The sequence below is a fragment of the Stenotrophomonas sp. Y-13 genome, assembly GCF_046267925.1.
GTDB lineage: Bacteria > Pseudomonadota > Gammaproteobacteria > Xanthomonadales > Xanthomonadaceae > Stenotrophomonas > Stenotrophomonas acidaminiphila_A.
In genome coordinates this window covers 18,997-44,249 of record NZ_CP176501.1, presented here as the reverse complement: position 1 = coordinate 44,249, position 25,253 = coordinate 18,997, and the positions used below count along the sequence as shown (strand labels likewise).

The window sequence follows — 25,253 nt, the reverse complement described above, 5'->3', positions numbered from 1 at the left end:
TTCGATGGGGAAATGCGTGGCGCGCGGCCGTGGCCGCGCGCCGGGGAATGCCGGATCAGCGCGCCAGCCAGCCGCCGTCGACCGGGATGACCGCGCCATTGACGTAGTCCGAGGCGCTGGAGGCGAGGAACACGGCCGTGCCGCCGAGGTCTTCCGGCCTGCCCCAGCGGCCGGCCGGGATGCGGTCCAGGATCGCCTTGTTGCGGTCCTCGTCGGCGCGCAGCTGGGCGGTGTTGTCGGTGGCCATGTAACCGGGGGCGATGGCGTTGATGTTCACCCCCTGCTGCGCCCATTCGTTGGCCAGCAGCCGGGTGATGCCGGCGATGCCGCTTTTGGACGCGGTGTAGGACGGCACCCGGATGCCGCCCTGGAAGGACAGCATCGAGGCGATGTTGATGATCTTGCCGCGGCCCTGGGCGATGAAATGCCTGCCGGCGGCCTGGCACATGAAGAACGCGGACTTGATGTTGACGTTCATCACGTCGTCCCAGTCCTTTTCGCTGAACTCCACCGCGTCGGCGCGGCGGATCAACCCGGCGTTGTTGACCAGGATGTCCAGCCCGCCCAGGCCCTCGACGGCTTCGCGCACCACGCGCTCGACCGGTTCGATGCTGATCAGGTTGGCCTCGATGTTGACGAAGCGGCGGCCCAGCGCACGCACCTTCCCGGCGGTCTCCTCGGCCGGGACGATGCCGGCGCCGGCGATGTCGGCCCCGGCGGCGGCCAGCGCCAGCGCGATGCCCTGGCCCAGGCCGGTATTGGCACCGGTTACCAGCGCGACCTTGCCTTCGAGGCTGAATGGATTCGTCATGGTGTTCCTCTCCCTGAGCGGTGGTACGGGGGTGGGTTGCAGTGCCGCGTCCGGCCCGGTGGGCGATGCGGCGCGGTGGGTGCGCGTGGCGGTCATGGTCGGTCCCGCCGGCTGCGCTGCGGGGCCATCATAGCCAGTTTGGTAACCGGTGTCATTCTGCGCCGCAGAATACTGGCTTTCCTTTCCGGAACAATGGCTTGGGGTCAATCCAGGGGCGGTTGGCAGGAATCGCGCACGATCAGGTGCGGGCGCACGCTGGCGATCTGCAGTGCGGCCTGGCCCTCGGGCTGGATCAGCATCGCCGCGGCGGTGCGGCCGGTATCGCGGGTATTGCGCCGCACCGAGGTCAGCGACGGCCACAGCCGCGAGGCCAGCGGGCTGTCGTCGTAGCCGACCACCGACAGCTCGCGCGGGATGTTGATGCCGGCGCGCATGGCGACCTTGTAGACGCCAGCGGCCATCTCGTCGTTGCCGGTGAAGATCGCGGTCGGGCGCTGCTTGCCAAGCAGCAGCTTCTCGGCCGCGGCCACGCCCGATTCGAAGGTGTAGCCGGCTTCGATGATGCGTGCCGGCGGCAGTTCGATGCCGCGCCGCTGCAGCGCGTCGATGAAGCCGGCGGTGCGCTCGTGCGCCGAGCGGTAGGCCGACGGGCCGGTGATCAGGGCGATGTCGCGGTGGCCGAGCGAAAGCAGGTAATCGGCGGCCTCGGCGGCGCCGTCGCGGTCATGGGTGATGACCATCTGCGAGGTGTCGTCCAGCGGCAGCGAGGCGATGCGCGTGTAGCGGCAGCCGATCTCCTCCAGCATGTCGGCCAGCGCCTGGTCCTCGGACGCGCGCGGCACCAGGATCACGCCGTGCAGCTTCTGCTGCTGCACGAAGCGCTTCACGCCCTCGATGTAGCCGGGGCTGCGGGTGTCGCAGGGATGCACCACCAGCTCGAAGCTGGAGCCGCGCAGCGCGTCGAGCGCGCCGTACTGCATGTCCACCACGTACTGCGCGGTGGGGTTGTCGTAGACCATGCCGATCAGGAACGAGCGCCGGAACGCCAGCCCGCGCGCCAGCGGATCCGGTGCGTAGCCGACCTCGCGCATCAGCGCCTCGACCTTCTCGCGGGTGTCTTTGCGCACCAGCGGCGAGTTGTTGATGATCCGCGACACCGTCTTCTTGGACACACCGGACAGGCGCGCGATGTCGTTGATGGTCGCGGCCCTGCCCAGCGGCCGGGTCGTGGCGTCGGAATCGGCCTTCTTGCGCAATGACATGTCCTTGCAAACCATCCAGCGGAACGGGGTTCTGGCGGCGCCGCGCCCCCGTGGGGCACGGCGATGTGAGCGGCGCGGCGGCTTCCTGTCGCTGCCGGCGGCATCCGCCGGCGGCAGGGCAGGGAACCCGCGCCAGGCAGTGATGTTAGCCCGAGACGCCGCCGCGGGCCGGAAACGACGCCGGCCCGTTGCGGCCGGCCCGGCTCAGCCGCGCAGCAGCGCCGGCAGCCACAGCGACAGCTGCGGGAAGAACGTCACCACCAGCAGCACCGCCAGCCCGGCCAGCCAGAACGGCCAGATCGTCTTCATGCTCTGGCCGACGGTGATCTTGCCGATGGCGGTGCCGATGAACAGCACCGAGCCCACCGGCGGCGTCACCAGGCCCAGGCCGCCGGTCAGCACCAGCACCAGGCCGAAGTGGATCGGGTCGATGCCATAGGCTTTGGCCACCGGCAGGAAGATCGGGGTGCAGATCAGGATCATCGGCGCCAGGTCCATGAACGTGCCCAGCAACAGCAGCATCACCACGATCATCAGCAGCACCATGAACTTGCTGTGCGCGAACGACTGCAGGAACGCCACCGCCGCCGCCGGTACCTGCAGGTAGGCCAGCAGCCAGCCGAACACCGCCGCGGTGGCGATCACGAACAGGATCACGCCGGTACTGCGCGCGGCATGGGTCACCGTGTCCAGGAACGCGCGCCAGCGCAGCTGCCGGTACAGCACGGTGGTGACCAGCAGCGCGTAGACCACGGCGATGGCCGCCGACTCGACCGCGGTGAAGATGCCGGCGCGGATGCCGACGAAGATCAGCGCCACCAGCCCCAGCCCGGGCAGCGCGGCGACCAGCCGCAGCAGCACCGCGCGCAGGCCGGGGAAGGCTTCCACGCCATAGCCACGGCGCCGCGCCACGGCGTAGCCGGTGAGCATCAGCACCACCGTCATCAGCAGCGCCGGCACCACGCCGGCGGCGAACAGGTCGGCGATGGACAGGCCGCCGCCGGCCGCGGCCGAGAACAGGATCAGGTTGTGCGACGGCGGCACCAGCAACGCCACCAGCGCCGCGGTGATGCTGACGTTGACCGCGAAGTCGCGGTCGTAGCCACGCTGCACCATCTGCGGGATCATCGTGCCGCCGACCGCCGAGACATCGGCGATGGCCGAGCCGGAGACGCCGCCGAAGAACAGCGAGGACAGGATCGAGACCTGGCCGAGGCCGCCGCGCAGGCGCCCGACCAGCGACGCGGCCAGCGCGATCAGGCGCTCGGAGATGCCGCCGCGCATCATGATCTCGCCGGCGAAGATGAACAGCGGGATGGCGATCAGCGAGGCCGAACCGGTGCCGGCCGAGATCTGCTGCACCAGCACCACGCTGGGCAGGTCCAGGTAGAGCAGGGTGGCCAGCGCGGCGGCGGCCAGCGCATAGGCGACCGGCACGCCGATCAGCAGCAGCGCGGCGAACACCGCGAACAGGATTGCGATACCCATGGTTCAGCGGTCTCCTTCGATGGCGGCCGGCCGCAGCGCCAGCCACAGCCGGTTCAACGCGAACACCACCATCAGCGCGCCGCCCAGGCTCAGCGGCAGGTAGTTCACGCTCTGCGGCAGGTGGGCGCCGGCGGCCTTTATGTGCAGGCCGTCGATCCACAGCACCCAGCCCCACCAGGCGATCACCGCGCCGATGCTGGCCACCACCAGCGGCACCAGCGCATCGACCACGCGCCGCGCCAGCGGGTTGAGGTGCTCGGCCAGCAGGAAGAAGCCGAAGTGGCGGTGGGTATGCACGCCCGCGGCCGCGCCCATGCTCATCGCGGTGCTCAGCAGCAGCAGCGTCACCGGCTCGGTCCAGCTGGGCGAGTCGTTGATCACGTAGCGGGCGAACACCTGCCAGCCCTGCACCACCACCAGCCCCAGCAGGGCGACGACGGCAACGTGGATGACGACGGTGGCCAGGGCCTCCAGCGCGCGCTGCGGGCCGGCCTGGGTACTGCGGAAAGTGGCTTCGGTCATCGCGGCGGATCCTCAGGCGAAATCGCGGATGCGGCGGTGCAGGGCGGCGATCTCCGGCTGCTGCAGGTAATCGCGCAGCAGCGGCGCGGCGGCCTCGCGGAACGCGCCGATGTCCACCGCGTTGGCCTTCACGCCATGCGCCAGCACCGCCTGCCGCGCCTTGTCCTCGGACGCATCCCATTCGCCACGCATCACCTGCACCGACTGCCCCGCCAGCTCCAGCAGCAGGCGACGGTCGCCCGGCGCCAGCGCGTCGAAGCTGCGCCGCGACATCAGCAGCACGTCCGGCGCGTACGAATGCTGGCTTTCGGACCAGTAGTGCGCGGCCTCGAAATGGCGGCTGGAGTGGAAGCTGCGCATGTTGTTCTCGGCGCCGTCGATCATGTGCGTCTCCATGCCGGAGAACGTGTCGCCCAGCGACATCGGCGTCGGGTTGGCGCCGAACAGGCGCATCAGCTGCAGGAAGATGTCCGAGCTGGCCACGCGCAGCTTCAGGCCGTGCAGGTCGCGCGGCACCACGATCGGATGCTTGGTGTTGTAGAAGCAGCGCGCGCCGGAATCGTAGATCGCCAGGCCGACCAGGCCGCGCTGCTCGAAGCCGGCCAGCACCGCGTCGGCGATGCCGCCGTCCAGCGCGCGGCGCATGTGCGCGACCGAATCGAACACGTAGGGCAGGCACAGCGCGCGGGTCACCGGGAACGCGTTGTTCAATGCCCCCGAGTAGACCCGGGTGATGTCGATGGCGCCGAAGCGCGCCATGTCGATCGCCTCCGACTCGCGGCCAAGCTGGCCGGAGTGGTACTGCGCCAACCGCAGCCGGCCGCCGGTTTCGCGCTCGAGCTGCTGCCCGATCCATCGGACCGCGGTGACGGTGGGGTAGTCCGCCACGTGGACGTCGGAGGCGGTGAGCAGGCGGCCCTCGCCGGCAGCCCCGCGGCCACCGCCCGCACAGGCCACCAGCGCCGGCGCGGCAAGCGCGCCCAGCCCGGTGGCAAGAAAATTTCTGCGATTGATCATCGAACCCCCTCCACGTGCATCCATCGTGGCCGCCGCTCAGCCGGCGGCCACCGCTCTGCAGGCAATCTCGCCATGGCCCTCGAAGCGGATCACGGCCTGCTGGCCGACCGCAATGTCGTGGATGCCGGTGGCGTTGCCGGTGGCGATCAGGTCGCCGCGGCGCAGCGGCCGGCCGCGGCGCGCCGAGCGCGCCAGCGCGAACGCATAGGCCGCGCGCAGGCCGCCGGGCAGGTTGCCGGCGCCGCCGGTGCCCACGACCACCCCGTCGATCTCGGTGCGCGCCAGCAGCCGCGCTTCGTCCAGCCGCGTCCAGTCCACGATTTCCGTGCCCAGCACCAGGCCATTGTTGTTGCCGAAGTCGGACACCACCACCCGCGGCCCCAGTACGTTGATCGTCGCCAGCGGGCTGCTGGCCACTTCCACCCCGGTGAACAGGCGCGCGGGCAGGGCGGCGGCCTCGGCTGGCGTCCAGTCGAGCTTGCCGGCCGGTGCGTCGGCGTCGAGCCGCAGCACGTACTCGGCCTCGACCGCGGCGAACCCGCCGGCGCCGGAGAACACCGGGATGTCCACGATGCCACCGGTAGCATTCCAGAGCTGGCGCGCGAACACCGGGCCCAGCAGGCGCTCGTCGCCGGACGCGTCGCGGCGCTCGGGCGCGATATAGCCGACCTTCCAGCCGACCACCGCATCGTCCCAGCGGCCGATCGCCAGGTCCTGCACCTGGTAGGCGGTGACCAGGTCGGCCGGGATCGTGCCGGGAAAATCATCGAGCGAACGCCCGGCGCGGCGCGCGTCCACGAACTGGCGGGCGATGTCGTCCAGCGCGGCGGTCGGGGCCGGTCGGCCTTGGTCGATGCTCAAGTGGCTCTCCTGGTGGCGTTGCTGCACCGCCCATCGACAGTGCTGTGGGTGCTGTATATGGTAAACCGGTGTCATCTGGCAATACGCATCGCATCACGGCCATCCCCGTTCCGCATCGCGAGACTCCCCATGTCCCTGACCCTGCTTGGCAGATCCTTGTTGTCATTGGCTTTTTGCCTGAATTGCGATGGCGCCAGCGCCGCCACGGGCGACGGCCCGGACGGTGAACCGGTCGCGGGATCGGCGCGGCGGATCGCGCTGTGGCCGAACGGGGTGGCACCGGGGGACAAACCTCTCGCCCAGGCCGCGCGGATCGTCGAACGCAGCACCGACCCGGCGCTGCCGGACCGCTACATCACCCATGTCAGTGCGCCCTACCTGGTCATGTACCGGCCGGCCCGGCCCAACGGCACCGCACTGCTGGTGACGCCCGGCGGCGGCTATCAGCGCGTGGTGCTGGACAAGGAGGGCTCGGCGCTGGTGCCGGCCTTCGTCGAGCAGGGCGGCATCACCCTGTTCGTGCTGCGCTACCGGCTGCCGGGCGAGGGGCGCGACGACCGCGAAGCGGCGCTGGCCGATGCGCAGCGCGCATTGCGCCTGATCCGCGCGCGCGCCGGCGAGTGGCAGCTGGACCCGCGGCGCATCGGCGTGATCGGCTTCTCCGCCGGCGGGCACCTGGCCGCGCGGCTCGGCAACGGCTTCGACCAGCCCGCCTATCCGGCCACCGACGCCATCGACCGCGCCAGTGCGCGCCCGGATTTCCAGCTGCTGGTGTATCCGGTGATCGACATGGCCGGCGCGGACGCGCACCCCGGTTCGCGCGAACGGCTGCTCGGCGCGCGACCGGAGCCGGCGCTGCAGCGGCGTTATTCGATGCAGGACCAGGTCCGTGCCGACACGCCACCCACTTTCCTGGTGCATGCCGGCGACGATGCGGCGGTGCCGGTCGGCAACAGCCTGGCGTTCTACTCCGGCCTGCTCCGCGCCGGGGTCCCGGCCGAGTTGCACGTGTTCCCGCACGGCGGCCATGGCTTCGGCACCCGTGGCATCGCCGGCCTGACCACGGCCGCGTGGCCGCGGCTGGCACTGGACTGGATCGCCGCGCAGGGAACGGAGCGCACGCCATGAACGCCAGGACCGACGATCCGCAACGGCGCCGGCTGCTGCGCGCCGGCGCACTGTGTTCGCTCGGCGCGGGGCTGGCCGCTGCGGTCCCGGCCGGCGCCGCGCGCGGGCAGGCGAGCCCGCTCGCACGCGTGCGCGGCGGCCGTATCGCCGGGCAGACCGAGCAGGGCATCCATGTGTTCCGCGGCATTCCCTACGGCGCGGACACCGCACCGCGGCGCTTCCAGCCGGCAGTACAGGAAGCCCCCTGGCGCGGCATACGCGACGCCTTGGCCCATGGCCCGGCGGCGCCGCAGACCAGTGGCGAAGGCCCGGGCAGCGAGGATTGCCTGTATCTCAACGTGTGGACGCCGGCCCTGCGCGACGGCGGCCGCCGCCCGGTGCTGGTGTACCTTCACGGCGGCGCCTACAACAACGGCTCGGGCAGTGATCCGCTGTATGACGGCGGCAACCTGTGCCGGCGCGGCGACGTGGTGGTGGTCAGCGTCAACCACCGGCTCAACGTGTTCGGCTACCTGTACCTGGGCGGCCTCGGCGGCCCGGCGTTCGCCGATTCCGGCAACGTCGGCCAGCTGGACCTGGTGCAGGCGCTGCAGTGGGTGCGCCAGCATGCGGCGGAGTTCGGCGGCGACCCCGGCAACGTCACCGTGTTCGGCCAGTCCGGCGGCGGCGCCAAGATCGCCACGCTGATGGCAATGCCGGCGGCGGCGGGCCTGTTCCACCGCGCCTGGACGATGAGCGGCCAGCAGGTCACCGCCGCCGGGCCACGCGCGGCGACGCAGCGCGCGCGGCGCGTGCTGGAACACTTCGGCCTGCGCGACCCGCAGGCGCTGCGCACGCTGCCGATGGAAACGCTGCTGGACGCGATCAAGCTGCGCGATCCGTCGTGGGTCGAGGACACCGGCCTGTACTTCGGCCCGGTACTGGACGCGCGGCACCTGCCGGTGCACCCGTTCTGGCCGCAGGCGCCGCTGCAGTCGGCCACCGTCCCGATGGTCATCGGCAATACCCGCGACGAAACCCGCGCCTTCCTCGGCAACGATGCGCGCAACTTCACACTCGACTGGGAGGCGCTGCCGGCGAAGCTGGAGCGCGAGCAGTTCGTGGACCTGCCGGTCGCGGAGGTGATCGCCGCGTACCGGCGGATGTACCCGCACTACACCGCCTCGGAGGTGTTCTTCGCCGCGACCACCGCCGGCCGCTCCTGGCGCGGCGCGGTGGAGGAGCTGGAAGCGCGCGCACGCCAGGGCGCGCCGACCTGGGCCTACCAGCTGGACTGGTACGACCGCGGCGGCGAGGCCGACCGGCTGCGCGCCTTCCATACCCTGGACATCCCGCTGGTGTTCCACAACACGCACCAGCCCGGTTCGCGCACCGGCACCCGCGCGTCGGCCATGCGCATGGCCGACGCGATGAGCGATGCGCTGCTGGCGTTCGCCCGCCACGGCGACCCCAACCACGGCGGGCTGCCGCGCTGGGAACCGTACTCGCTGCAGCGCCGGCAGACCCTGGTGTTCGACGACGACAGCCGCCTGCAGGACGACCCGCGCGGCGGCGAGCGCCGGCTGTACGGACAGGTGCCGTTCGTGCAGCGCGGCACGTCATGAGCCGCACATGCCGCCCGGCCATGACGGCAGCGAACGGTTCGTTCACCGTTTTGCCCTAGACTGGCGGCATGATTTCAGATGCAAACGGTTACCCCGGCTTCACCGGCCGCGAACGACTGGTGGCGGCGATCGATGCCGCCATGGGCGCGGCCGATGTCGGCGGCACGGTGGCGCGGATCGAACACGCGCTGCGCGAGGCCATCGCCGACCCGGCGATCGTGCTGCCGGCATGCGTGCACGAGCCGATCACCGACCACTACGCGCGCCGCGAGCTGTACCGCAGCGCGCGCCACGGCTACAGCATCATCGCCATGACCTGGGGGCCCGGCCAGGGCACCCCGCTGCATGACCACGATGGCCTGTGGTGCGTGGAAGGCGTGTGGCAGGGCGCGCTGCGGATCACCCCGTACCGGTTGCGCGAAGACCGCGGCGACATCGCCCGGCTGCAGCCCCTGCCCGGCGTGGACGGTACGCGCGGCAGCGCCGGCAACCTGATCCCGCCGGATGAGTTCCATGTGCTGCGCAACGCCAGCGACACTGAGCTCGCGATCTCGGTACATGTCTACCAGCGGCCGATGGAGCACTGCACGGTGTTCGTTCCGGAAGCGGGGCAAGCGGACTGGTACAGGCGCGAAAGCCGGCAGATGCAGACAGACACCGCCGCGTAGATGCGGGGCTTGCCCCGCATGAATGCTCGCGGTAATGCCCCGTGCCGGGCAAGCCCGGCACCTACGGTGGTGTTCGCAGCGGCGCGCGAAGGCCGAAGATGCATACCGATACCCACATGGATGCGGGGCTCGCCCCGCATGCAACGCCCCCGGCAATGCCCCGTGCCGGGCGAGCCCGGCACCTACGGTGTGTTCGCGGCGGCGCGCGAAGGCCGCAGATGCACACCGATATCCCCGTAGATGCGGGGCTTGCCCCGCATGCAACGCACCCGGCAATGCCCCGTGCCGGGCGAGCCCGGCACCTACGGTGGTGTTCGCGGCGGCGCGCGAAGGGCCGAAGATGCACATCGATACGCCGTAGATGCGGGGCTTGCCCCGCATGAACGCACCCGGTAATGCCTCGTGCCGGGCAAGCCCGGCACCTACGGTGTGTTCGCGGCGGCGCGCGAAGGGCCGAAGATGCACACCGATACCCCCGTAGATGCGGGGCTTGCCCCGCATTTAACGCACCCGGTAATGCCCCGTGCCGGGCGAGCCCGGCACCTACGGTGTGTTCGGGGTGGCGTGCGAAGGGCCGAAGATGCACATCGATACGCCGTAGATGCGGGGCTTGCCCCGCATGAACGCACCCGGTAATGCCTCGTGCCGGGCAAGCCCGGCACCTACGGTGTGTTCGCAGTGGCGCGCGAAGGCCGCAGATGCACACCGATACCCCGTAGATGCGGGGCTTGCCCCGCATTTAACGCACCCGGTAATGCCCCGTGCCGGGCGAGCCCGGCACCTACGGTGTGTTCGGGGTGGCGTGCGAAGGGCCGAAGATGCACATCGATACGCCGTAGATGCGGGGCTTGCCCCGCATGAACGCACCCGGTAATGCCCCGTGCCGGGCAAGCCCGGCACCTACGGGGGTGTTCGGGATGGCGCGCGAAGGCCGCAGATGCACACCGATACCTCCGTAGATGCGGGGCTTGCCCTGCATTTAACGCACCCGGTAATGCCCCGTGCCGGGCGAGCCCGGCACCTACGGTGTGTTCGCAGCGGCGCGCGAAAGGCCGCGGATGCACACCGATACCCACATGGATGCGGGGCTTGCCCCGCATGAACGCTTCCGGCAATGCCACGTATGAACGCACCCGGCAAGGCCCCGTGCCGGGCGAGCCCGGCACCTACGGCAGCGGCAGGTGGTTGTTGAGCAGGGTCACTTCCTCGGCGTCGCCGTCCTGCAGCACCCGCACGCTGGCGCCACGGCGGTCGAAACCGGCGGGCAGCGGCAGTTCCAGGGTGAGCGTGCGCGGCTGCAGGTCCGATGGCGCTTCCAGTGCCGGGATCGCGACGCGCGCCACCTCGCGGCCGCGCGCATCCTCGAGCCACGCGTGGCCGGGCCGGGTGGCGACGTGGCCCAGGCTGTGCACGGTCAGGCGCACGCGTCCGTCCGCGACCTGCAGGTCGCCGCGGCCGATGCCGAGGTCGGCACGGGTTTCCACCGGCGTGCCCGCGGCGATCCGTTCGAACTCGAACACGTGCGCCTGCTTCGGCGCGAAACGCAGCGCGGTGGACGCGCTGCGCTCGAGCGCCACCTCGCGCACCTGCGGCTTGCCGTCGATCCGGTCGTCGCCGTCGCGGTCGATGCCGCTGCGGATGCGCCAGGTGCCGGCGGCGATGTTCCAGCCGGTCATTGTCGCCTCCAGCGGCACGTCTGCCATGTTCCAGGCGATCACCTTGAAGCGTTCGCGCGAGGGCGCGTGCACCAGCAGCGCCACCTGCTCGGCCGCGCCGGGGCGGGCGAAGCGCCAGCTCACGGTGTGCCCGGGGAAACTCTGGTTGCGCTTGAGCGCGATGCCGCCCAGGCGCAGGCGCTGCAGGAACTCGCTGGGCGCCTCGACGCGGTCGCTCCACCAGTGGCCCTCGGTATTCATGTACTCGCGCAGGGCCTTGGCCTGGATGCCTTCGGCATGCAGGGCTTCCAGATACGATTTGTCGCCGCTCAGCTGCCACGCGGTGATGGCGGCGAAGCCGGTGTCGCCCTTGTCGGCGGCGGCGACCAGCTGCCGGCCCCAGTCCTGCTGGCGGCCGAGCACTTCGATGATGTTCTCGCCCAGGTTGGACAGCGCGCCGGGGCCGCCACGCTGGACGCGGTAGTCCAGCGCCTTCAGGTAGCGGTCGTCGCCGCTCCAGCGCCACGCCGCCCAGAACGTGTGCATGACGTCGCCGGCGCCCGAACCCTGGTTCAGTTCGCCACCCCGGGTCTTGCCGGTGGCCCAGTGGATCTCGTTGGGCAGCGTCCAGCGGCCGGTGTCGTCGGTATAGGCGTGGGCGAGGTAGCTGTCGGCCAGTCCGGTGACCAGGGTGCGGCCGGTCGGGTCGGCGTTGTACTCGCCCAGCAGGAACGCCGGGTGCAGCGCCGGGAACGAGTAGGGCTTCTGCCACTGCCAGTTCGGCTCGCGGTAGACCTTGTTGCCACCGAACCAGTTGCTGGAGAACAGCAGGTGGCCCTGCGGGTTGCGCAGGATGATGCGCTCGTCGAACGCGCGCACCGTTTCCATCAGCCGCTCGACGGTCAGCGGGTCGCCCCAGTTGAGGTAGAGCATGGCGCTGTTGGTGTTGATGCCTTCCTCGTAGGCGTGCAGTTCGTCGGTCTCGATGGTGCTCAGGCCGTTGGCGAACATGCCGTTGCGGTACACCGCGTCGGACAGTGCGGTCAGCGAGGCATTGAGGCGGTCCGGCTCCACGCCCATCAACGCCAGCCCCGGCCACTGCTGGGTCAGGTCGGTGTCGTCGGAAATGCCGCCGCCGAAGTCGCCATACTCGACCTGGCGGTGGTCGATCCACCAGTCGACGAAGCGGCGCACGCGCCTGAGGTCCTCCAGCTGCCGGAACGCCCACAGCGGCACGCCCTTCGGTGGCTGCGGCTGCTGGAACGGCGGCCGGCCCTGGCTGTTGTAGCTGATGTAGTTCCAGTACAGCCGGCCCAGCGCGTGGTCCGGGTCCACCCGCAGCAGGTCGCTGAGGTCGGCATATACCCGCGCGTACAGGCGCTGGCGCTTGGAAGTGGTGTGTTCCTCCACCAGGAAACCCCAGTTGTCGCGCACCTGGTTGAAGCGGTCGGCGACATGCTCCCGCAGCGCCTCGCTGCGGTCCTTGAACACCAGCCGCACCTCGGCGCCGTCCAGCGAGGCGGCGTTGAAGCCGGGCGCGGCCGCGGCGATGGCGATCCACAGACTGTCAGCGGTAAGGATGCGGTCGCGCAGGTCCAGCCACAGCGTGCGCGGCTGCCCGGGGCGGACCGAGACCGACACGTCGATCAGGTCGCGCGCCGGCCAGATCGGGTCCTTGATGCGGATGTTCAGCGGGATCACGCCGCCGCCGGGGCCGTCGTGGGTGGCGGGCAGGTCCAGCGCCGGCAGGTCGATGGCGATGCCGTCCAGGCCATCGTGCATGTTCTCCCAGCTGTGCGCCCAGCTGCGGATCAGCGGCTGCGCCGCCGGGGCGTCGCCGACCCCGGACGGCACCAGTACGTGGACGATGGGCCGCGGCTGCGCCGGAAGCGTGTCGGCGCTTCGCTTGCGCGAACCGGCACCCTTGGGGAGCGCCATCACCACGCTGCGCTCGTCCGGCGCGAAGCGGCCATCGATGTAGTCGCGCAGCGCGGCGATGTTGGTGTAGTCCGGCAGTACGCGGCTGTCGATCAGGTAGCGCTGCTTGACCGTGCCCTGCGGCTCGGCGGCATCGCTCACGTGGTAGCCCCAGATCTCCTGGATCGGCGTTTCCTGCTCGGCATTGGAAAAGCGCAGCGTGCCGCCGGTCTGGGCGGGGAACTCATCGACGCTGCGGACCACGCCCCGCGGCCGGGTGAACAGGGTGCCGGCATCGCCGCCGAGCGTGCCGAAGGCGGCACCGCGGATCTCGATGCGGTTGATGGCTTCGCCATCGGGCACGGTCAGGTCCAGGTGCTGGCCACCTTCGACATAGGTGTTCCAGTCCGGCAGCTGGAAGTAGTCGTTGCGGCCGGGCAGGCGCGAGCGGTTGTAGACGCCGGGCCAGGTGGTCTCGGCGATGCCGTCGGTCCCCTTCCACATCCACTGCTTCTTGTCCTTGACGTCGGCGAACTCGACCTTGCGGATCGTCGTCACCGCCGCGTCCAGGAGCGGCGGCGGCGCGCTCTCCCAGCCGTAACGGTGCCACCACGCACGCTGCGTGGCAGCCGCGGTCTGGCCCGCGTCCGGTGCCGCATTGCGTGCCAGTGCGGCCACGCCGGTAGCGTCGAGCATGCGGTCATAGACGCGTATCTCGTCGAAATCGCCGCCGCGCAGGAAGTTGTAGCGGCTCTGCACCTGGTAGGGCGCCATCACCCGCCCGGCCAGGCCGAGCTGGTCGAGCGCGGCGTCGTAGTCGCCGGTGGTATCCACGCGTGCCACTTCGCGGCCGTCGAGGAACAGGCGCACGCCCTGGTCCTCGTCCCAGGCGAAGGCGATGTGCTGCCACTGGTCGGGCGACGGGTTGCGGTCCAGGCGGAAGGAGACACGGGTCCGCGCCAGGTTGGCATCGGTGACGAAGGCATCGAAACCGTGGCCGTTCCAGTCGATGCGCAGCCAGGTCATGTCCCAGCTGCTGTGGTCGGCGTAGCCGACGCGGAAGATCACGAACGGCGCCTCGCCCACGGCGTAGCGCGGGCGCCAGAAGAACGACAGGGTGCCGCGTTCGGCGCGGATGTTGCCCGGTGCGTTCCACGACAGCACGCCGTCGTCTTCCCAGCGGATCGCGCGGCCATGGGCACCGTCGTCGACCAGGCTCACCTTGTCCTGGAAGTTGGGAACGGCATCGCCCTGCGCCTGGTCGGCGACGAAGCCCTGGTCGGCCGATACGCGGAACAGCAGGTTCGGCGGGGAAGAATGCGCCGCCGCCGGGAGCGCGGACGACAGCGCGCAGGCCAGCAGCAGGGTACGCGACAGCGGGCGGGTGGAACGTGGTGACATCGGGCGTCTCTTGGAAGCGCGCGGCGCGTGCCTGCGCCGCGCGCGGTGGGCCAAGTTAGCGACGCCAACGCGTCATCACATCCTGCGTCGCACCATCGGCTGGCTCCCGGCAACATGCCGGCAGCGCAGCCCGGATCAGAACCGGTAACGCAGCCCCAGGGTGTAGGTGCGCCCGGTCTGGCTGTACTCCAGCGGCAGCGACACCGACGGGTTGGCCACCCACGATTCCTGCGCCTCGTTGGTCAGGTTGGCGCCCTCCAGGCTCAGCTCCAGCTGGTCGCTGATGCGGTAGTGGATCGACGCATCGACGATGGTGGTGCCGCTCTGGCCGTGCACGCCGTTGGCGTCGCTGTTGAAGCCGGCCTCGGTGCCGGGCACCTGGATCAGGTAGTCGTTGCGGTTGGTCGCCGAGACGCGCCCGGAGAAGCGCTCGCCTTCGTAGAACAGCGTCGCGTTCCACGAATTCTTGGACTGGCCGGTCATCGCCGCCTTCTGCGCCGTCGCGCCGGAGGACAGCAGGTACTGGATGTCCGAATCGACGTAGGTGTAGTTCAGCTGCGTACCCAGGTTGGACCACTTGCCCGGCAGGAAGGTGAACGGCTGCACGTAGTTCAGCTCCACGCCCTGCAGCTTGCCGCCCGGGGTGTTGACCGGCACGGTGAAGGTGAACTCGTCGCTGGGGCTGGCGTTGAGGTTGTCCAGCAGGCTGGCCGGCAGGCCGCTGTCGGCATAGACCCGGGTTTCGCGGGTGTTCTGGATGTAGCTGCCGATATCCTTGTAGAACACGGTGGCGCCGAGCATCGCGCCTTCGTCGAAGTACCACTCCAGGCTCAGGTCGTAGCTCTTGGCGCGCACCGGGTCGAGCATCGGGTTGCCGCCGCTGACCGTCTTCGCGCTGCCGCTGACGTTGACGGTGACGCCCGGGGTCAGGCTACCCAGGCCGGGACGCGACATCACCTTGGCCGCGGCGAAGCGCAGCAGGAAATCCGGGGTGAGTTCGGCCACCACGTTCAGCGAGGGCAGGGTGTCGTTGTACTCGCGGGTCACAGTGGCGGCCACGGGCGTGCCACTGGCGGTGGCGATGCCCGACGAGGTCTGCTTGGTACGGACGTGGCGCACGCCGAGGTTGCCGTACACCGGGATCGAACCGATCTCGGTGGAGAACTTGCCCATCAGCCAGCCGCTGCGGTCCTGCTCCTCGACGCCGCGCATGCTGGCCGCGTAGTCCGCCAACGCGTAGATGCCCTCGCCGTTGAGGACGCCGAACATATTGGCGATGGCACCGAAGTTGGGCACCACCCACGTGCCGGGCGAGCCGGCCAGGCCGCCGAGGCTGGCCAGCTCGGTCATGTCGGCCGGCACGATCCTGTTGCCGGTGCTGAAGTTCGGCACCGTGGTCTCGTTGCCGACGCGCCGGCGCTCCATCGAATCGAAGCTGTAGTTCTTGGCCTGCACGCCGCCGCTCAGGGTGAACGAGGGGCCGATGACCCAGGAGAAATCCAGCTCGCCGTTGTTGAACTCGTTGGTCACGTAGTTCTGGCGCAGGCGGATGGTGGACAGGGTCCAGCCGTTCGGATCGGTCGGGCTGACACCGTAGTTGAACACCGGCTTGTTGGCGTTGCCACGGTAGTCGTAGCTGTAGCCCTTGACGTTGAGCTTGTCCATCATGATGGTCGCCTGGACCGGGTTGTCATGCTTGGACCGCGAGGTGCCGACCCTGCCGCTGACGGTGAAGCTGTCGCTCAGCCTGTGCTCGCCGTCGAGGCTGACCTGGTAGAAATCCGTGCTCCATTCGTCGTGGCGGTTCTCGGCGCGGATATCCACGTTGTCCATCTGCGCGTAGACCAGCGCGCCATTGCGCACTTCGCCGGCATTGACCAGGATTTCCCGCTTGCCCAGTGCGTCGGACTTGCTCAGGCCATTGGCCTCGATGTACTTCTCGTCACGCTGCGCGTCGATCTTCGAGTACAGCGCATCCAGGCTGAAGGTGGTGCGGTCACTGGGCTTGAACTGCAGCGAACCGGTCACGCCCAGGCGCTTCTGGTCGTGCTCCATCAGCGTGTAGCGCGGGAAGCGCGGCGCATAGACGTCGGACCTGAGCGCTTCCTTGAACGCGGAATTCGGATTGAAGCCGCCATTGGTGGTGCCGCCGGCCCAGCGCACGGTGCCGGTGCCTTCTTCCACGGTCTCGCGCTCGGAGTACGCCACCGACAGCAGCGCGCCGACCTTGCCGTCGGCCCAGCTGTTGGCGATCAGGCCCGCGAAACGCGGCATCGCCGCCTGCGAGGCGTCGTTGTAGGCGGTCTGCACGTTGGTCACCAGGGTGAAGCCGTCGTAGTCGAACGGCCGCGCGGTGCGCAGGTCCACGGTGGCGCCGAGCGAGCCTTCCTCGACGTCGGCCGAGGCGGTCTTGCGCGCGATCAGCTGCGAGAACAGATCCGAGGCGAACACGTTGAAGTCGAAACCGCGGCTGCGGTTGGTGCCGCCCTGGCCATCGCTGCTGCCGACGGTGCTCAGCGCTTCCATGCCGTTGATGCGCACCCGGGTGAAATCCGGGCCCAGGCCGCGCACGGTGATCTGGCGGCCTTCGCCGCCGTCGCGGGTGATGACCACGCCGGGGATGCGCTGCAGCGATTCGGCCAGGTTGCTGTCCGGGAACTTGCCGATGTCCTCGGCGACCACGGCGTCGACCATGCCGGCTTCGCCGCGCTTGATGTCCAGTGCCTTCTCCACGCTGGCGCGGTAGCCGGTGACGGTCACGGTATCCAGTTCGGTGGCGGCGGCGCCCGCGTCCTGGGCGGCGGCAGCGCCGGCCTGCAGCGCCAGCGCGATCGACAGCGCGAGCAAGGTAACCGGTGTCTTTTTCTGCTTGCTGTGTGGATACATGTGTTTCCCCCTCTCCAAAGGTTTACATGCGAAACGGCGATTCCTGTAGTGCCAAAGGCATATGACACCGCTGGTCAAAACCGAAAGTAGCAGGAGCTCCGGGAGCGAGCATCTTGCACTGCAACAGGCGAGGAAACACCTGCAACCCCTTGTCTTTGGGACATTACGGCGCCGATATCGACAGGGACAGGAGACATTTGGCTTTAGATGACACCGATGGTCAAACTATCGTGCCATCATTCCCGCCCGTGTAGACCGCGACAGGAGTCCCGATGAGTTCCCCCCGTGTTGTCTGTTTCGGCGAGCTGCTGTTGCGGCTCGGCGCCCCCGGCCACCAGTTGCTGCTGCAGAGCCCGGCGCTGGAGGTGCACTGCGGCGGTGCCGAGGCCAACGTCGGCGTCTGCCTGGCGCATCTGGGCCATGCGGTGGCGATGGTCGGCGTGGTCGCCGACAACCCGCTGGGCGCGGCGGCCACCGGCGAGCTGCGCCGGCACGGGGTGGATACCACGCGGGTGCGGCGCGGCGACGGCCGCATGGGCCTGTATTTCCTGACCACCGGTGCCGGCCACCGGCCCAGCGAGGTGGTCTACGACCGCGCCGATTCGGCGTTCGCCAGCGCGCGCGCCGACAGCTACGACTGGCCGGCGCTGCTGCACGGCGCGCAGTGGCTGCACCTGTCCGGCGTCAGCCCGGCGCTCGGCGCCGAGGCCGCACAGGCCACGCTGGCCGCGGCACGCGCGGCCAACGCCATGGGCATCAAGGTGTCGTTCGACGGCAACTTCCGGCCGAAGCTGTGGGAGCGCTGGGGCGGCGACGCCAGAGCGATCCTGCGCGACCTGTTCGACTGCGCGCACATCGTGTTCGCCGACTATCGCGACATCGGCGTGGTGCTGGGCGGGGAGTTCGCGCAGGCCGAGGCGCAGGCGCGCGTGGACGCGGCGGCGGCGATGGCGTTCGCCGCGTTCCCGCGGCTGCAGTACATGGCCTGCACCCAGCGCACCGCGCACAGCGCCGGCCACCATTCGATCGGCGCGATGCTGCTGGGCCGTGACGGTACCCGTGCGGTCGCGCCGGCGATGGAGTTGACCGCCATCATCGACCGCATCGGTGGCGGCGACGCCTTCGCCGCCGGGGTGCTGCATGGCCTGATCGAAGGCTTCGACGCCGATGCCACGGTCCGCTTCGGGCTGGCTTGCGGCTGCCTGAAGCACTCCATTCCCGGCGACTTCAACCCGGTCGGCGTGGCCGACGTGATGGCCCTGTTGGGCGAAGGAAAGTTCGATGTCCGGCGCTGATCCGCGCGTACGCGCCGTGCTCAAACTGGCCCCGGTGATCCCGGTGTTCACCCCCGACGCCATCGACGATGCGGTGCAGGTGGCACAGGCGCTGTTCCGCGGCGGCCTGCCGGTGATCGAAGTGACCCTGCGCACGGCCACCGCGATGGACGCGATCCGGGCGATGGCCGAAGCAGTGCCCGACGCGGTGATCGGTGCCGGCACCGTGCTCGATGCGCGGCAGATGGCGCAGGTCAGGGACGCCGGTGGCCGCTTCGCGGTCTCTCCCGGTGCCACCGACCGGCTGTATGCCGCCGCGCGCGACATCGACCTGCCGTTCCTGCCCGGCGTGGCCACCGCGTCGGAGCTGATGCGCGGGCTGGAGCAGGGGCTGGACACGTTCAAGTTCTTCCCGGCGGTGCAGGCCGGCGGCGCAGCGATGCTGGCGGCGTGGAACGGCCCGTTCGGCGACGTGCGCTTCTGTCCCACCGGCGGCATCGGCGTGCAGACCGCCGCGCAGTTCCTGCACCTGCCCAACGTGCTGTGCGTCGGTGGCTCGTGGCTGACCACGCGCGATCTGCTGGCGGCGCGCGACTGGGCCGGGATCGAACGGCTGGCGCGCGAGGCGGCGTTGCTGGCCGGCTGAACGGGCTGCCGTCCGTCGGGCCGCGCGCGTTTGCCGCCAGGGCGTGATCACGATCAATGCGCCGGCCCGCGGACGGCGCCAGAGTAGGCGCGTTCCCCCACGGAGATCGCGCATGGACAGGACAATGAAGGCCGCGGTGGTGCGTGCGTTCGGCCAGCCGCTGGTCATCGAGGAAGTACCGGTGCCGCGCCCGGGTGCCGGCGACATTCTGGTGAAGATCGAAGCCTGCGGCGTCTGCCACACCGACCTGCATGCCGCCGAAGGCGACTGGCCGGTGAAGCCGGAGCCGCCGTTCATTCCCGGCCACGAAGGCGTCGGCCACGTGGTCGCGGTGGGCGCGGGCGTCCACCATGTCCGCGAAGGCGACCGCGTCGGCATTCCCTGGCTGTACTCGGCCTGCGGCCATTGCGAACACTGCCTTGGCGGCTGGGAGACGCTGTGCGAAAGCCAGCGCAACACCGGCTACTCGGTCAATGGCGGGTTCGCCCAGTACGCGCTGGCCAACGCCGACTACGTCGGCCACCTGCCCGACAGCGTGGGCTTCGTCGAGATCGCGCCGGTGCTGTGCGCCGGGGTGACCGTCTACAAGGGCCTGAAGGTCACCGACACCAAGCCCGGCGACTGGGTGGTGATCTCCGGCATCGGCGGGCTCGGCCACATGGCCGTGCAGTACGCGCGGGCGATGGGGCTGAACGTGGCCGCGGTGGACGTGGACGAGGACAAGCTGGCCCTGGCGCGCCGTCTGGGCGCGACGGTCACCGTCGACGCCCGCGCCACCGACCCGGCGGCCTTCCTGAAGAAGGAGATCGGCGGCGCCCATGGCGCACTGGTGACCGCGGTATCGCCCAAGGCATTCGCCCAGGCGCTGGGCATGGTCCGCCGCGGCGGCACGGTGTCGCTCAACGGCCTGCCGCCAGGTGACTTCCCGCTGGACATCTTCGGCATGGTGCTCAACGGCATCACCGTGCGCGGCTCCATCGTCGGCACCCGCCTGGACCTGCAGGAATCGCTGCAGTTCGCGGCCGACGGCAAGGTCGCCGCGACCGTCTCCACCGATGCGCTGGAAAACATCAACGCGGTGTTCGCGCGCATGCGCGCCGGCCAGATCGAAGGGCGCGTGGTCCTGGACCTGAACGCCTGAGCGTCCCTGCATGGCCGCCGTCGCCCGCTCCCCCTCCCGCGGGCGCGGCGGCCGTGCATTGCCGCCTCAGTGCGGTGACCACTGCCATTCCACGCCCAGGGTCCAGCCGCGGCCGCGGCCGGGTTCGTAGTAGCGACGGTTGCCGTCGTTGACGATGACCGAGCCGATGTAGCGCCGGTCCAGCAGGTTGTCCACGCGCGCGAACAGGCGCAGCGGGCCGTTCGCGGTGCGCCACTGGCGGGCCGCTTCCAGGTTCAGGAGTGCGTAGCCCGGCGCGCGTCCGTCGCCCAGGTCGGTGCTCGTCGTGGCGCCCGCGGCCAGCGCGTCGGCGGCCAGTTGCCAATGGCCCGGCTGCCAGTCCCATCGTGCCTGCAGCAGTTGCCGCGGGACCCCCGGCAGGGCGGTGCCGGGTGCCACCGGGTTGCGCGGCACGGTACAGGGCGCCGGCACGCCCGTGCAGGTCAGGTAGCCCTCGCGCACGCTGGCCTGCAGCCAGGTCCAGGCCAGCTGCAGGTGCTGGGTGTCGCCCAGCGGCTGCCGCCAGCCCAGTTCCATGCCGCGGCGGCGGGTGGCGCCGATGTTGCGGTAGCTGGCGCGGCCACCGCTGTTGCTGGCGACCGCCAGTTCGTCGTCGGTATCGGTGTGGAACAGGGCCAGGTCCAGCCGGGTGCCGGCCTGGGTGCGCCATTTGGCGCCAACCTCCAGGTTGCGGCTGGTGGCCGGCGCAAGATCCAGCGCCAGCCCGGCAGCGCCATCGGCGCGGTAGCCGAGCTCGTTGAAGGTCGGGGTCTCGAAACCGCGCCCGGCCGAGGCATACAGGCGCAGGTCCGGGCCGGCGCGGAACACCACGCCGGCCACCGGCGTGGTGGCGGCGTACTGGCGGCGGCCACTGTCGTCCGGATTGCCGGCGGCGATATAGCGGTCATCGGAGCGGAAATGCACCCGGCTGTGGCGCGCGCCGGCCAGCAGCGACCAGCGCGGCGCGACCTGCCACCAGGCCTGCGCGAACTGGTCGACGTTGCCGACCCGGTCGCGCTGGTCGCGGCGCAGCCGGCCGCTCACGCCCAGCACCTCGCCGACGAAGTTCTCGTGGCCGGTGCGGTGCTGCCGCTGGCGGTCGGCGTTGGCTCCAAGCACCAGTTCCAGCGGGCGCGCGGCCAGGCTGCCGTGCCAGGCCCAGCGCGCGTCCACGCCGCCGTAGCCACCGTCCAGGCCGATCACCCCGCCGGCATGCAGCGGGTTGGCCTGCGCCGCGGGCGGAATGGCCAGGAACTGCGCCACCGTGCGCTGCCCGGCATAGGCCATCAGCCGCCAGGTCTGGCCGCTGCGCTGCAGCGTGTACACCGCGCCGGCCTGCGCCTGCCGCACCGACTTTCGGGTGTCGTACAGGGAGGCGACGGCGGTGGCCTGGCGCGGGTCCTCGCGCACCTGCTCGCGGTCCAGGCCCAGCGGGTCCTGCGCGCGCGGCGCATCGAGCACGTTGAACAGCAGGTCCAGGCGCTGGCCCGGGGCCAGCTCGAACCCGAGCCGGGCGTTGAGCGATTGCCGCCGCGCCGCACTGTGCCTGCGCCAGCCGTCGGTGCGGTAGTCGCTGGCGGCGACGTTGTAGTGCATGGCACCGGCCTGGCCGCGCAGCTGCACGCCCAGGCTGCGGCTGTGGTCGCTGCCGGCACTGGCGCGCAGCCGCCACGGGTCGCCCGCCTGGCCATCGGCACTCCACAGCTGCACCACGCCGCCGGAGGAGTTGCCGTACAGCGCCGAGAACGGCCCGCGCAGCACCTCGATGCGTTCGGCACCGAGCAGGTTGAAGTGCGACAGCTGGCCCTGGCCGTCGGGCATGGTCGCCGGCACCCCGTCGACCAGCAGGCGTACGCCGCGCACGCCGAAGGTGGAGCGCGCGCCGAAACCGCGGATCGACAGCTGCGTGTCCTGCGCCAGGTTCTGCCGCTCGCGCGCCAGCAGGCCCGGCACTCCGCCCAGCGCTTCGGACACCAGCGCGCCACGGCCATTGCCGTAAGCGTCCACGGCCTGGGTGGTGATCGACGCGGGCAGGTCGAAATCGTCCACCGCATGCACCCGCGCCGCCTGCACCTGCACCGCGTCCAGGGTCGCCGGGGCCGGCGCCGCCAGCGCCACCACCGGCAGCGCCACTGCCACTTGCATCATCGGGAACCACCGCCTGCGTCGCTTCATGCCGGCATCATCGCCGATCACCGGCAAGTGGTGGACCGTGCGCGACGGTTCCGGCTGAAACCCCCTGCGGCCAAGCGCCCCCGGCCCTGTTAGGATGGGGCGGTTTGACCGCGCTGCGCGGTCGTCCCGAAGTTCCCCCTCCCGCCACCGTGACGAGTACCGCCGTGTCCTTCTTTGCAAACGTGGAACAGGTTCCTGGCGACCCGATCCTGGGTCTGACCGAGGCCTACAACGCCGATCCGCGCCCGACCAAGGTCAATCTTGGCGTCGGCATCTATTACGACGAAGACGGCCGCATCCCGTTGCTGCGCGCCGTGCAGCTGATCGAACAGCAGCTGGCCGCCGAAGCCAAGCCGCGCGGCTATCTGCCGATCGACGGCCTGCCCGCCTACACCCAGGCCACGCAGAAGCTGGTGTTCGGCGAGGGTTCGGAGCTGATCGCCAGCGGCCGCGTCGCCACCGCGCAGACCATCGGCGGCAGCGGCGCGCTGCGCGTGGGCGCGGACCTGCTGCACAAGCTGCTGCCGCACGCCACCGTGGCCATCAGCAACCCGAGCTGGGAGAACCACCGCGCGGTGTTCGGCGCCGCCGGCTTCGAGGTGGTCGATTACACCTACTTCGACAACGCCAGCCACGGGCTGGATTTCGCCGGCATGATCGCCGACCTGCAGAAGCTGCAGCCCGGCACCGTGGTGCTGCTGCACGCCTGCTGCCACAACCCGACCGGCGCCGACCTGGACACCGCGCAGTGGCAGCAGGTCGCCGCGCTGCTCAAGGAGCGCCAGCTGTTCCCCTTCATCGACATGGCCTACCAGGGCTTCGACAAGGGCATCGAGCAGGACGGCCAGGCGGTGCGCATCATCGCCGAGGCCGGGATCGACAGCTTCATCGTCGCCAATTCGTACTCCAAGTCGTTCTCGCTGTACGGCGAGCGCGTCGGCGCGCTGTCGGTGGTGGGCCCGGACGCGACCTCGACCAAGGCCGTGCAGTCGCAGGTCAAGCGCATCATCCGCACCATCTACTCCAGCCCGTCCACCCACGGCGCCGCGCTGGTGGCCGGGGTGCTGGGCAGCGCCGAGCTGCGCGGCATGTGGGGCGCCGAGCTGACCGCGATGCGCGAGCGCATCCACGCCCTGCGCGCCGGCATGGTGCAGAAGCTGGCCGCCCTGGGCGCGCCGGAGTTCGGCTTCATCCAGCAGCAGGCCGGCATGTTCTCCTACTCGGGCCTGAGCAAGGCGCAGGTGGACCGGCTGCGCGACGAGTTCGGCATCTATGCCGTCGGCACCGGCCGCATCTGCGTGGCCGCGCTCAGCCAGAAGAACCTGGACTACGTGGCCAAGGCGGTCTACGACGTCAGCCGCGGTTGATCCGCGGCCCGCGCCATGACCCGGAAAAGCCCGGCGGACGCCGGGCTTTTTCATGCCTGGACCACGCCGGCCGGCGTGGTCTCAGGCCGGCACCAGCCAGGTGGCCGCCGCGGCCGCGGCCACCATCGCCACCAGCCCCGCGCCGACCGCGGCACCGTAGCGCGGCCCGCCGCTGGCGAACGCGAGCACCGACTTGGCCAGCGAGGCCGACGCCAGCAGCGCCACCACGCCCCAGCGCGCCGGTTCCAGCTGCAGGCCGCCGGCGGCGTTCAGGCTGGCAATGCCAGCCGCCGCGGCGTGCAGTTCGCCAAGCGCGGCAATGGTCGCGCCCACCAGCGCCCCGGCCTGGCCGAACACCTGGCGCAGCCATTCGGACACCAGCAGCACCGCGGCGATCACCAGCGCGATCATCAGCGCGTGCCCGAGGCGGAACGCCTTGGCGGTGGCGGTGCGCGGCACGGCTTCCTCCTTCACGTGGCGCAGCCCGAGCAGCGAGAGCGCCAGCAACGCCAGCGCCGCGGCCAGCAACGGCCAGGCGCTGGCGCGCAGCAGCGCCGGCGACGTGGTGCCGATCACCGCCGCGAACAGCAGCAACGAAGCCAGGTTGGCCAACAACGCCGCCGCCGCCGAAGGGCCGACCAGTTCCGCCGCTGCCCTGCTGCCGCGGCCGAAGCCGGCCACCGCCGCGGTGGACGAGGCGAAGCCCGAGAAGAAGCCCGCCACCGGCAGCCCCCAGCGCGCGCCGACCGCGCGCAATGCGAGGTGGCCGAGCATGCCCACGCCCATCACCAGCACCACGATCTGCCAGAGCTTGGACGGCACCAGTACCCCCCAGGGGTCGATCGCCTCATCCGGCAGCAACGGCAGCACCACCAGCGCGCACGCCGCCAGCAGCAACGCGTCGCGCATCTCCTGGTCGCTGATCAGGTCGCGGCTCAGCCGTGCCAGCGGCGCCTTGGCCCACAGCAGGATCGCCACCACCACCCCGAGTGCCGCCGCCAGTTCGGGGGCGTCAAATGCCAGCGCGCCGAGCAGCACGGTGATCAGCAGTGCGATCTCGCCGGTGAGGCCGGGGTCGTCGCGGGCGGTGATGCGGTAGCTGCTCCACGCCAGCAGCGCAGCCGCCAACAGCAGCACCAGGAACACCGCCGGTCCGAAGGCGATGCCGACCGCGCCCATCAACGCCAGCAGGGCGTGGGTGCGCACCCCGGCCTGCAGCGTAGTGGCATCGCCATGCTGGCGCTCGCGCACCGCGCCGATCAGCAGGCCGATGCCGAGCGCTGCGGGCAGACCCTGCGTTGCCTGGTCCCAGTCCATTTCTCTCCCTCCGGAACGCGCATGTTAAGCCAGCACCGGCCGGCGCCGATGGCGCGCGCCGGTGGCCGCAGGCGTCATCGCGTGGCCGTTTCCGC

Annotated in this window: 17 protein-coding genes; 7 read left to right on the top strand and 10 right to left on the bottom strand. The window is 70.5% G+C overall.

Going from position 1 to position 25,253, the window contains the following annotated elements; translation table 11 throughout:
* Positions 1–55: 55 nt before the first annotated feature.
* From kduD to ACJ7VY_RS00155, 6 genes are all read right to left on the bottom strand, one after another.
* Positions 56–811 carry a 2-dehydro-3-deoxy-D-gluconate 5-dehydrogenase KduD gene (kduD, locus tag ACJ7VY_RS00180; protein ID WP_104937618.1) on the bottom strand — a complete coding sequence of 252 codons (756 nt, stop codon included), beginning with the start codon at positions 809–811 and terminating at the stop codon, positions 56–58.
* 203 nt (positions 812–1,014) lie between these two features.
* On the bottom strand, positions 1,015–2,073 hold the full coding sequence (locus ACJ7VY_RS00175) for a LacI family DNA-binding transcriptional regulator (protein ID WP_104940059.1): 1,059 nt from the start codon (positions 2,071–2,073) through the stop codon (positions 1,015–1,017).
* A 204-nt stretch (positions 2,074–2,277) separates the two neighbouring features.
* Positions 2,278–3,561: a TRAP transporter large permease gene (locus ACJ7VY_RS00170; protein ID WP_293758815.1), complete on the bottom strand. Its 1,284-nt coding sequence runs from the start codon at positions 3,559–3,561 to the stop codon at positions 2,278–2,280.
* Between the two features lie 3 nt (positions 3,562–3,564).
* Positions 3,565–4,083, bottom strand: coding sequence for a TRAP transporter small permease (locus tag ACJ7VY_RS00165; protein ID WP_409476099.1), 519 nt, complete (start codon positions 4,081–4,083; stop codon positions 3,565–3,567).
* A 12-nt stretch (positions 4,084–4,095) separates the two neighbouring features.
* Entirely contained in the window at positions 4,096–5,100 is a 1,005-nt protein-coding gene (locus tag ACJ7VY_RS00160) for a TRAP transporter substrate-binding protein (protein WP_409476098.1), read from the bottom strand.
* Between the two features lie 36 nt (positions 5,101–5,136).
* A complete protein-coding gene (locus ACJ7VY_RS00155; RefSeq protein ID WP_409476097.1) occupies positions 5,137–5,961 on the bottom strand; it encodes a 2-keto-4-pentenoate hydratase in 825 nt (274 codons plus the stop codon).
* A gap of 129 nt (positions 5,962–6,090) precedes the next feature.
* Here ACJ7VY_RS00155 and ACJ7VY_RS00150 point away from each other — a divergent pair, with 129 nt between their 5' ends.
* From ACJ7VY_RS00150 to ACJ7VY_RS00140, 3 genes are all read left to right on the top strand, one after another.
* A complete protein-coding gene (locus ACJ7VY_RS00150; protein ID WP_409476096.1) occupies positions 6,091–7,089 on the top strand; it encodes an alpha/beta hydrolase in 999 nt (332 codons plus the stop codon).
* Positions 7,086–8,693: a carboxylesterase/lipase family protein gene (locus tag ACJ7VY_RS00145; RefSeq protein ID WP_409476095.1), complete on the top strand. Its 1,608-nt coding sequence runs from the start codon at positions 7,086–7,088 to the stop codon at positions 8,691–8,693. The genes ACJ7VY_RS00150 and ACJ7VY_RS00145 overlap by 4 nt, the downstream gene beginning before the upstream one ends.
* A 68-nt stretch (positions 8,694–8,761) precedes the next feature.
* Positions 8,762–9,361 (top strand): cysteine dioxygenase, encoded by a 600-nt coding sequence (locus tag ACJ7VY_RS00140; RefSeq protein ID WP_409476094.1) that lies wholly within the window; start codon positions 8,762–8,764, stop codon positions 9,359–9,361.
* A 1,166-nt stretch (positions 9,362–10,527) separates the two neighbouring features.
* On the opposite strand, the gene ACJ7VY_RS00135 is transcribed toward ACJ7VY_RS00140, so the two are convergent.
* Positions 10,528–14,334 (bottom strand): LamG-like jellyroll fold domain-containing protein, encoded by a 3,807-nt coding sequence (locus tag ACJ7VY_RS00135; RefSeq protein WP_409476093.1) that lies wholly within the window; start codon positions 14,332–14,334, stop codon positions 10,528–10,530.
* Between the two features lie 135 nt (positions 14,335–14,469).
* Positions 14,470–17,220 (bottom strand): TonB-dependent receptor, encoded by a 2,751-nt coding sequence (locus ACJ7VY_RS00130; protein WP_409476092.1) that lies wholly within the window; start codon positions 17,218–17,220, stop codon positions 14,470–14,472.
* A gap of 272 nt (positions 17,221–17,492) precedes the next feature.
* On the opposite strand from ACJ7VY_RS00130, the gene ACJ7VY_RS00125 reads away from it, so the two are divergent.
* The 3 genes from ACJ7VY_RS00125 (at position 17,493) to adhP (ending at position 20,281) form a co-directional block, all read left to right on the top strand.
* Positions 17,493–18,515, top strand: coding sequence for a sugar kinase (locus ACJ7VY_RS00125; RefSeq protein ID WP_293758832.1), 1,023 nt, complete (start codon positions 17,493–17,495; stop codon positions 18,513–18,515).
* Positions 18,502–19,140, top strand: coding sequence for a bifunctional 4-hydroxy-2-oxoglutarate aldolase/2-dehydro-3-deoxy-phosphogluconate aldolase (gene eda, locus ACJ7VY_RS00120; RefSeq protein ID WP_312344701.1), 639 nt, complete (start codon positions 18,502–18,504; stop codon positions 19,138–19,140). The genes ACJ7VY_RS00125 and eda overlap by 14 nt, the downstream gene beginning before the upstream one ends.
* Positions 19,141–19,252: 112 nt before the next feature.
* Positions 19,253–20,281: an alcohol dehydrogenase AdhP gene (adhP, locus tag ACJ7VY_RS00115; protein ID WP_104937609.1), complete on the top strand. Its 1,029-nt coding sequence runs from the start codon at positions 19,253–19,255 to the stop codon at positions 20,279–20,281.
* A gap of 66 nt (positions 20,282–20,347) precedes the next feature.
* Here the strand turns inward: adhP and ACJ7VY_RS00110 are convergent, their stop codons facing one another.
* Complete coding sequence (locus ACJ7VY_RS00110) at positions 20,348–22,474, bottom strand: TonB-dependent receptor family protein (RefSeq protein WP_409476091.1); 2,127 nt, start codon at positions 22,472–22,474, stop codon at positions 20,348–20,350.
* A gap of 164 nt (positions 22,475–22,638) precedes the next feature.
* On the opposite strand from ACJ7VY_RS00110, the gene ACJ7VY_RS00105 reads away from it, so the two are divergent.
* The gene (locus ACJ7VY_RS00105) at positions 22,639–23,841 is read left to right on the top strand and encodes an aromatic amino acid transaminase (protein WP_409476090.1); all 1,203 of its coding nucleotides are present in this window, start codon (positions 22,639–22,641) and stop codon (positions 23,839–23,841) included.
* A gap of 81 nt (positions 23,842–23,922) precedes the next feature.
* Here the strand turns inward: ACJ7VY_RS00105 and ACJ7VY_RS00100 are convergent, their stop codons facing one another.
* Complete coding sequence (locus ACJ7VY_RS00100) at positions 23,923–25,158, bottom strand: MgtC/SapB family protein (protein WP_409476089.1); 1,236 nt, start codon at positions 25,156–25,158, stop codon at positions 23,923–23,925.
* Positions 25,159–25,253: the final 95 nt, after the last annotated feature.

Coding starts and splice junctions, on each gene's coding strand:
- kduD (WP_104937618.1), bottom strand. CDS start 811: ATGACGAATCCATTCAGCCTCGAAGGCAAGGTCGCGCTGGTAACCGGT.
- ACJ7VY_RS00175 (WP_104940059.1), bottom strand. CDS start 2,073: ATGTCATTGCGCAAGAAGGCCGATTCCGACGCCACGACCCGGCCGCTG.
- ACJ7VY_RS00170 (WP_293758815.1), bottom strand. CDS start 3,561: ATGGGTATCGCAATCCTGTTCGCGGTGTTCGCCGCGCTGCTGCTGATC.
- ACJ7VY_RS00165 (WP_409476099.1), bottom strand. CDS start 4,083: ATGACCGAAGCCACTTTCCGCAGTACCCAGGCCGGCCCGCAGCGCGCG.
- ACJ7VY_RS00160 (WP_409476098.1), bottom strand. CDS start 5,100: ATGATCAATCGCAGAAATTTTCTTGCCACCGGGCTGGGCGCGCTTGCC.
- ACJ7VY_RS00150 (WP_409476096.1), top strand. CDS start 6,091: ATGTCCCTGACCCTGCTTGGCAGATCCTTGTTGTCATTGGCTTTTTGC.
- ACJ7VY_RS00145 (WP_409476095.1), top strand. CDS start 7,086: ATGAACGCCAGGACCGACGATCCGCAACGGCGCCGGCTGCTGCGCGCC.
- ACJ7VY_RS00140 (WP_409476094.1), top strand. CDS start 8,762: ATGATTTCAGATGCAAACGGTTACCCCGGCTTCACCGGCCGCGAACGA.
- ACJ7VY_RS00135 (WP_409476093.1), bottom strand. CDS start 14,334: ATGTCACCACGTTCCACCCGCCCGCTGTCGCGTACCCTGCTGCTGGCC.
- ACJ7VY_RS00130 (WP_409476092.1), bottom strand. CDS start 17,220: ATGTATCCACACAGCAAGCAGAAAAAGACACCGGTTACCTTGCTCGCG.
- ACJ7VY_RS00125 (WP_293758832.1), top strand. CDS start 17,493: ATGAGTTCCCCCCGTGTTGTCTGTTTCGGCGAGCTGCTGTTGCGGCTC.
- eda (WP_312344701.1), top strand. CDS start 18,502: ATGTCCGGCGCTGATCCGCGCGTACGCGCCGTGCTCAAACTGGCCCCG.
- adhP (WP_104937609.1), top strand. CDS start 19,253: ATGGACAGGACAATGAAGGCCGCGGTGGTGCGTGCGTTCGGCCAGCCG.
- ACJ7VY_RS00110 (WP_409476091.1), bottom strand. CDS start 22,474: ATGAAGCGACGCAGGCGGTGGTTCCCGATGATGCAAGTGGCAGTGGCG.
- ACJ7VY_RS00100 (WP_409476089.1), bottom strand. CDS start 25,158: ATGGACTGGGACCAGGCAACGCAGGGTCTGCCCGCAGCGCTCGGCATC.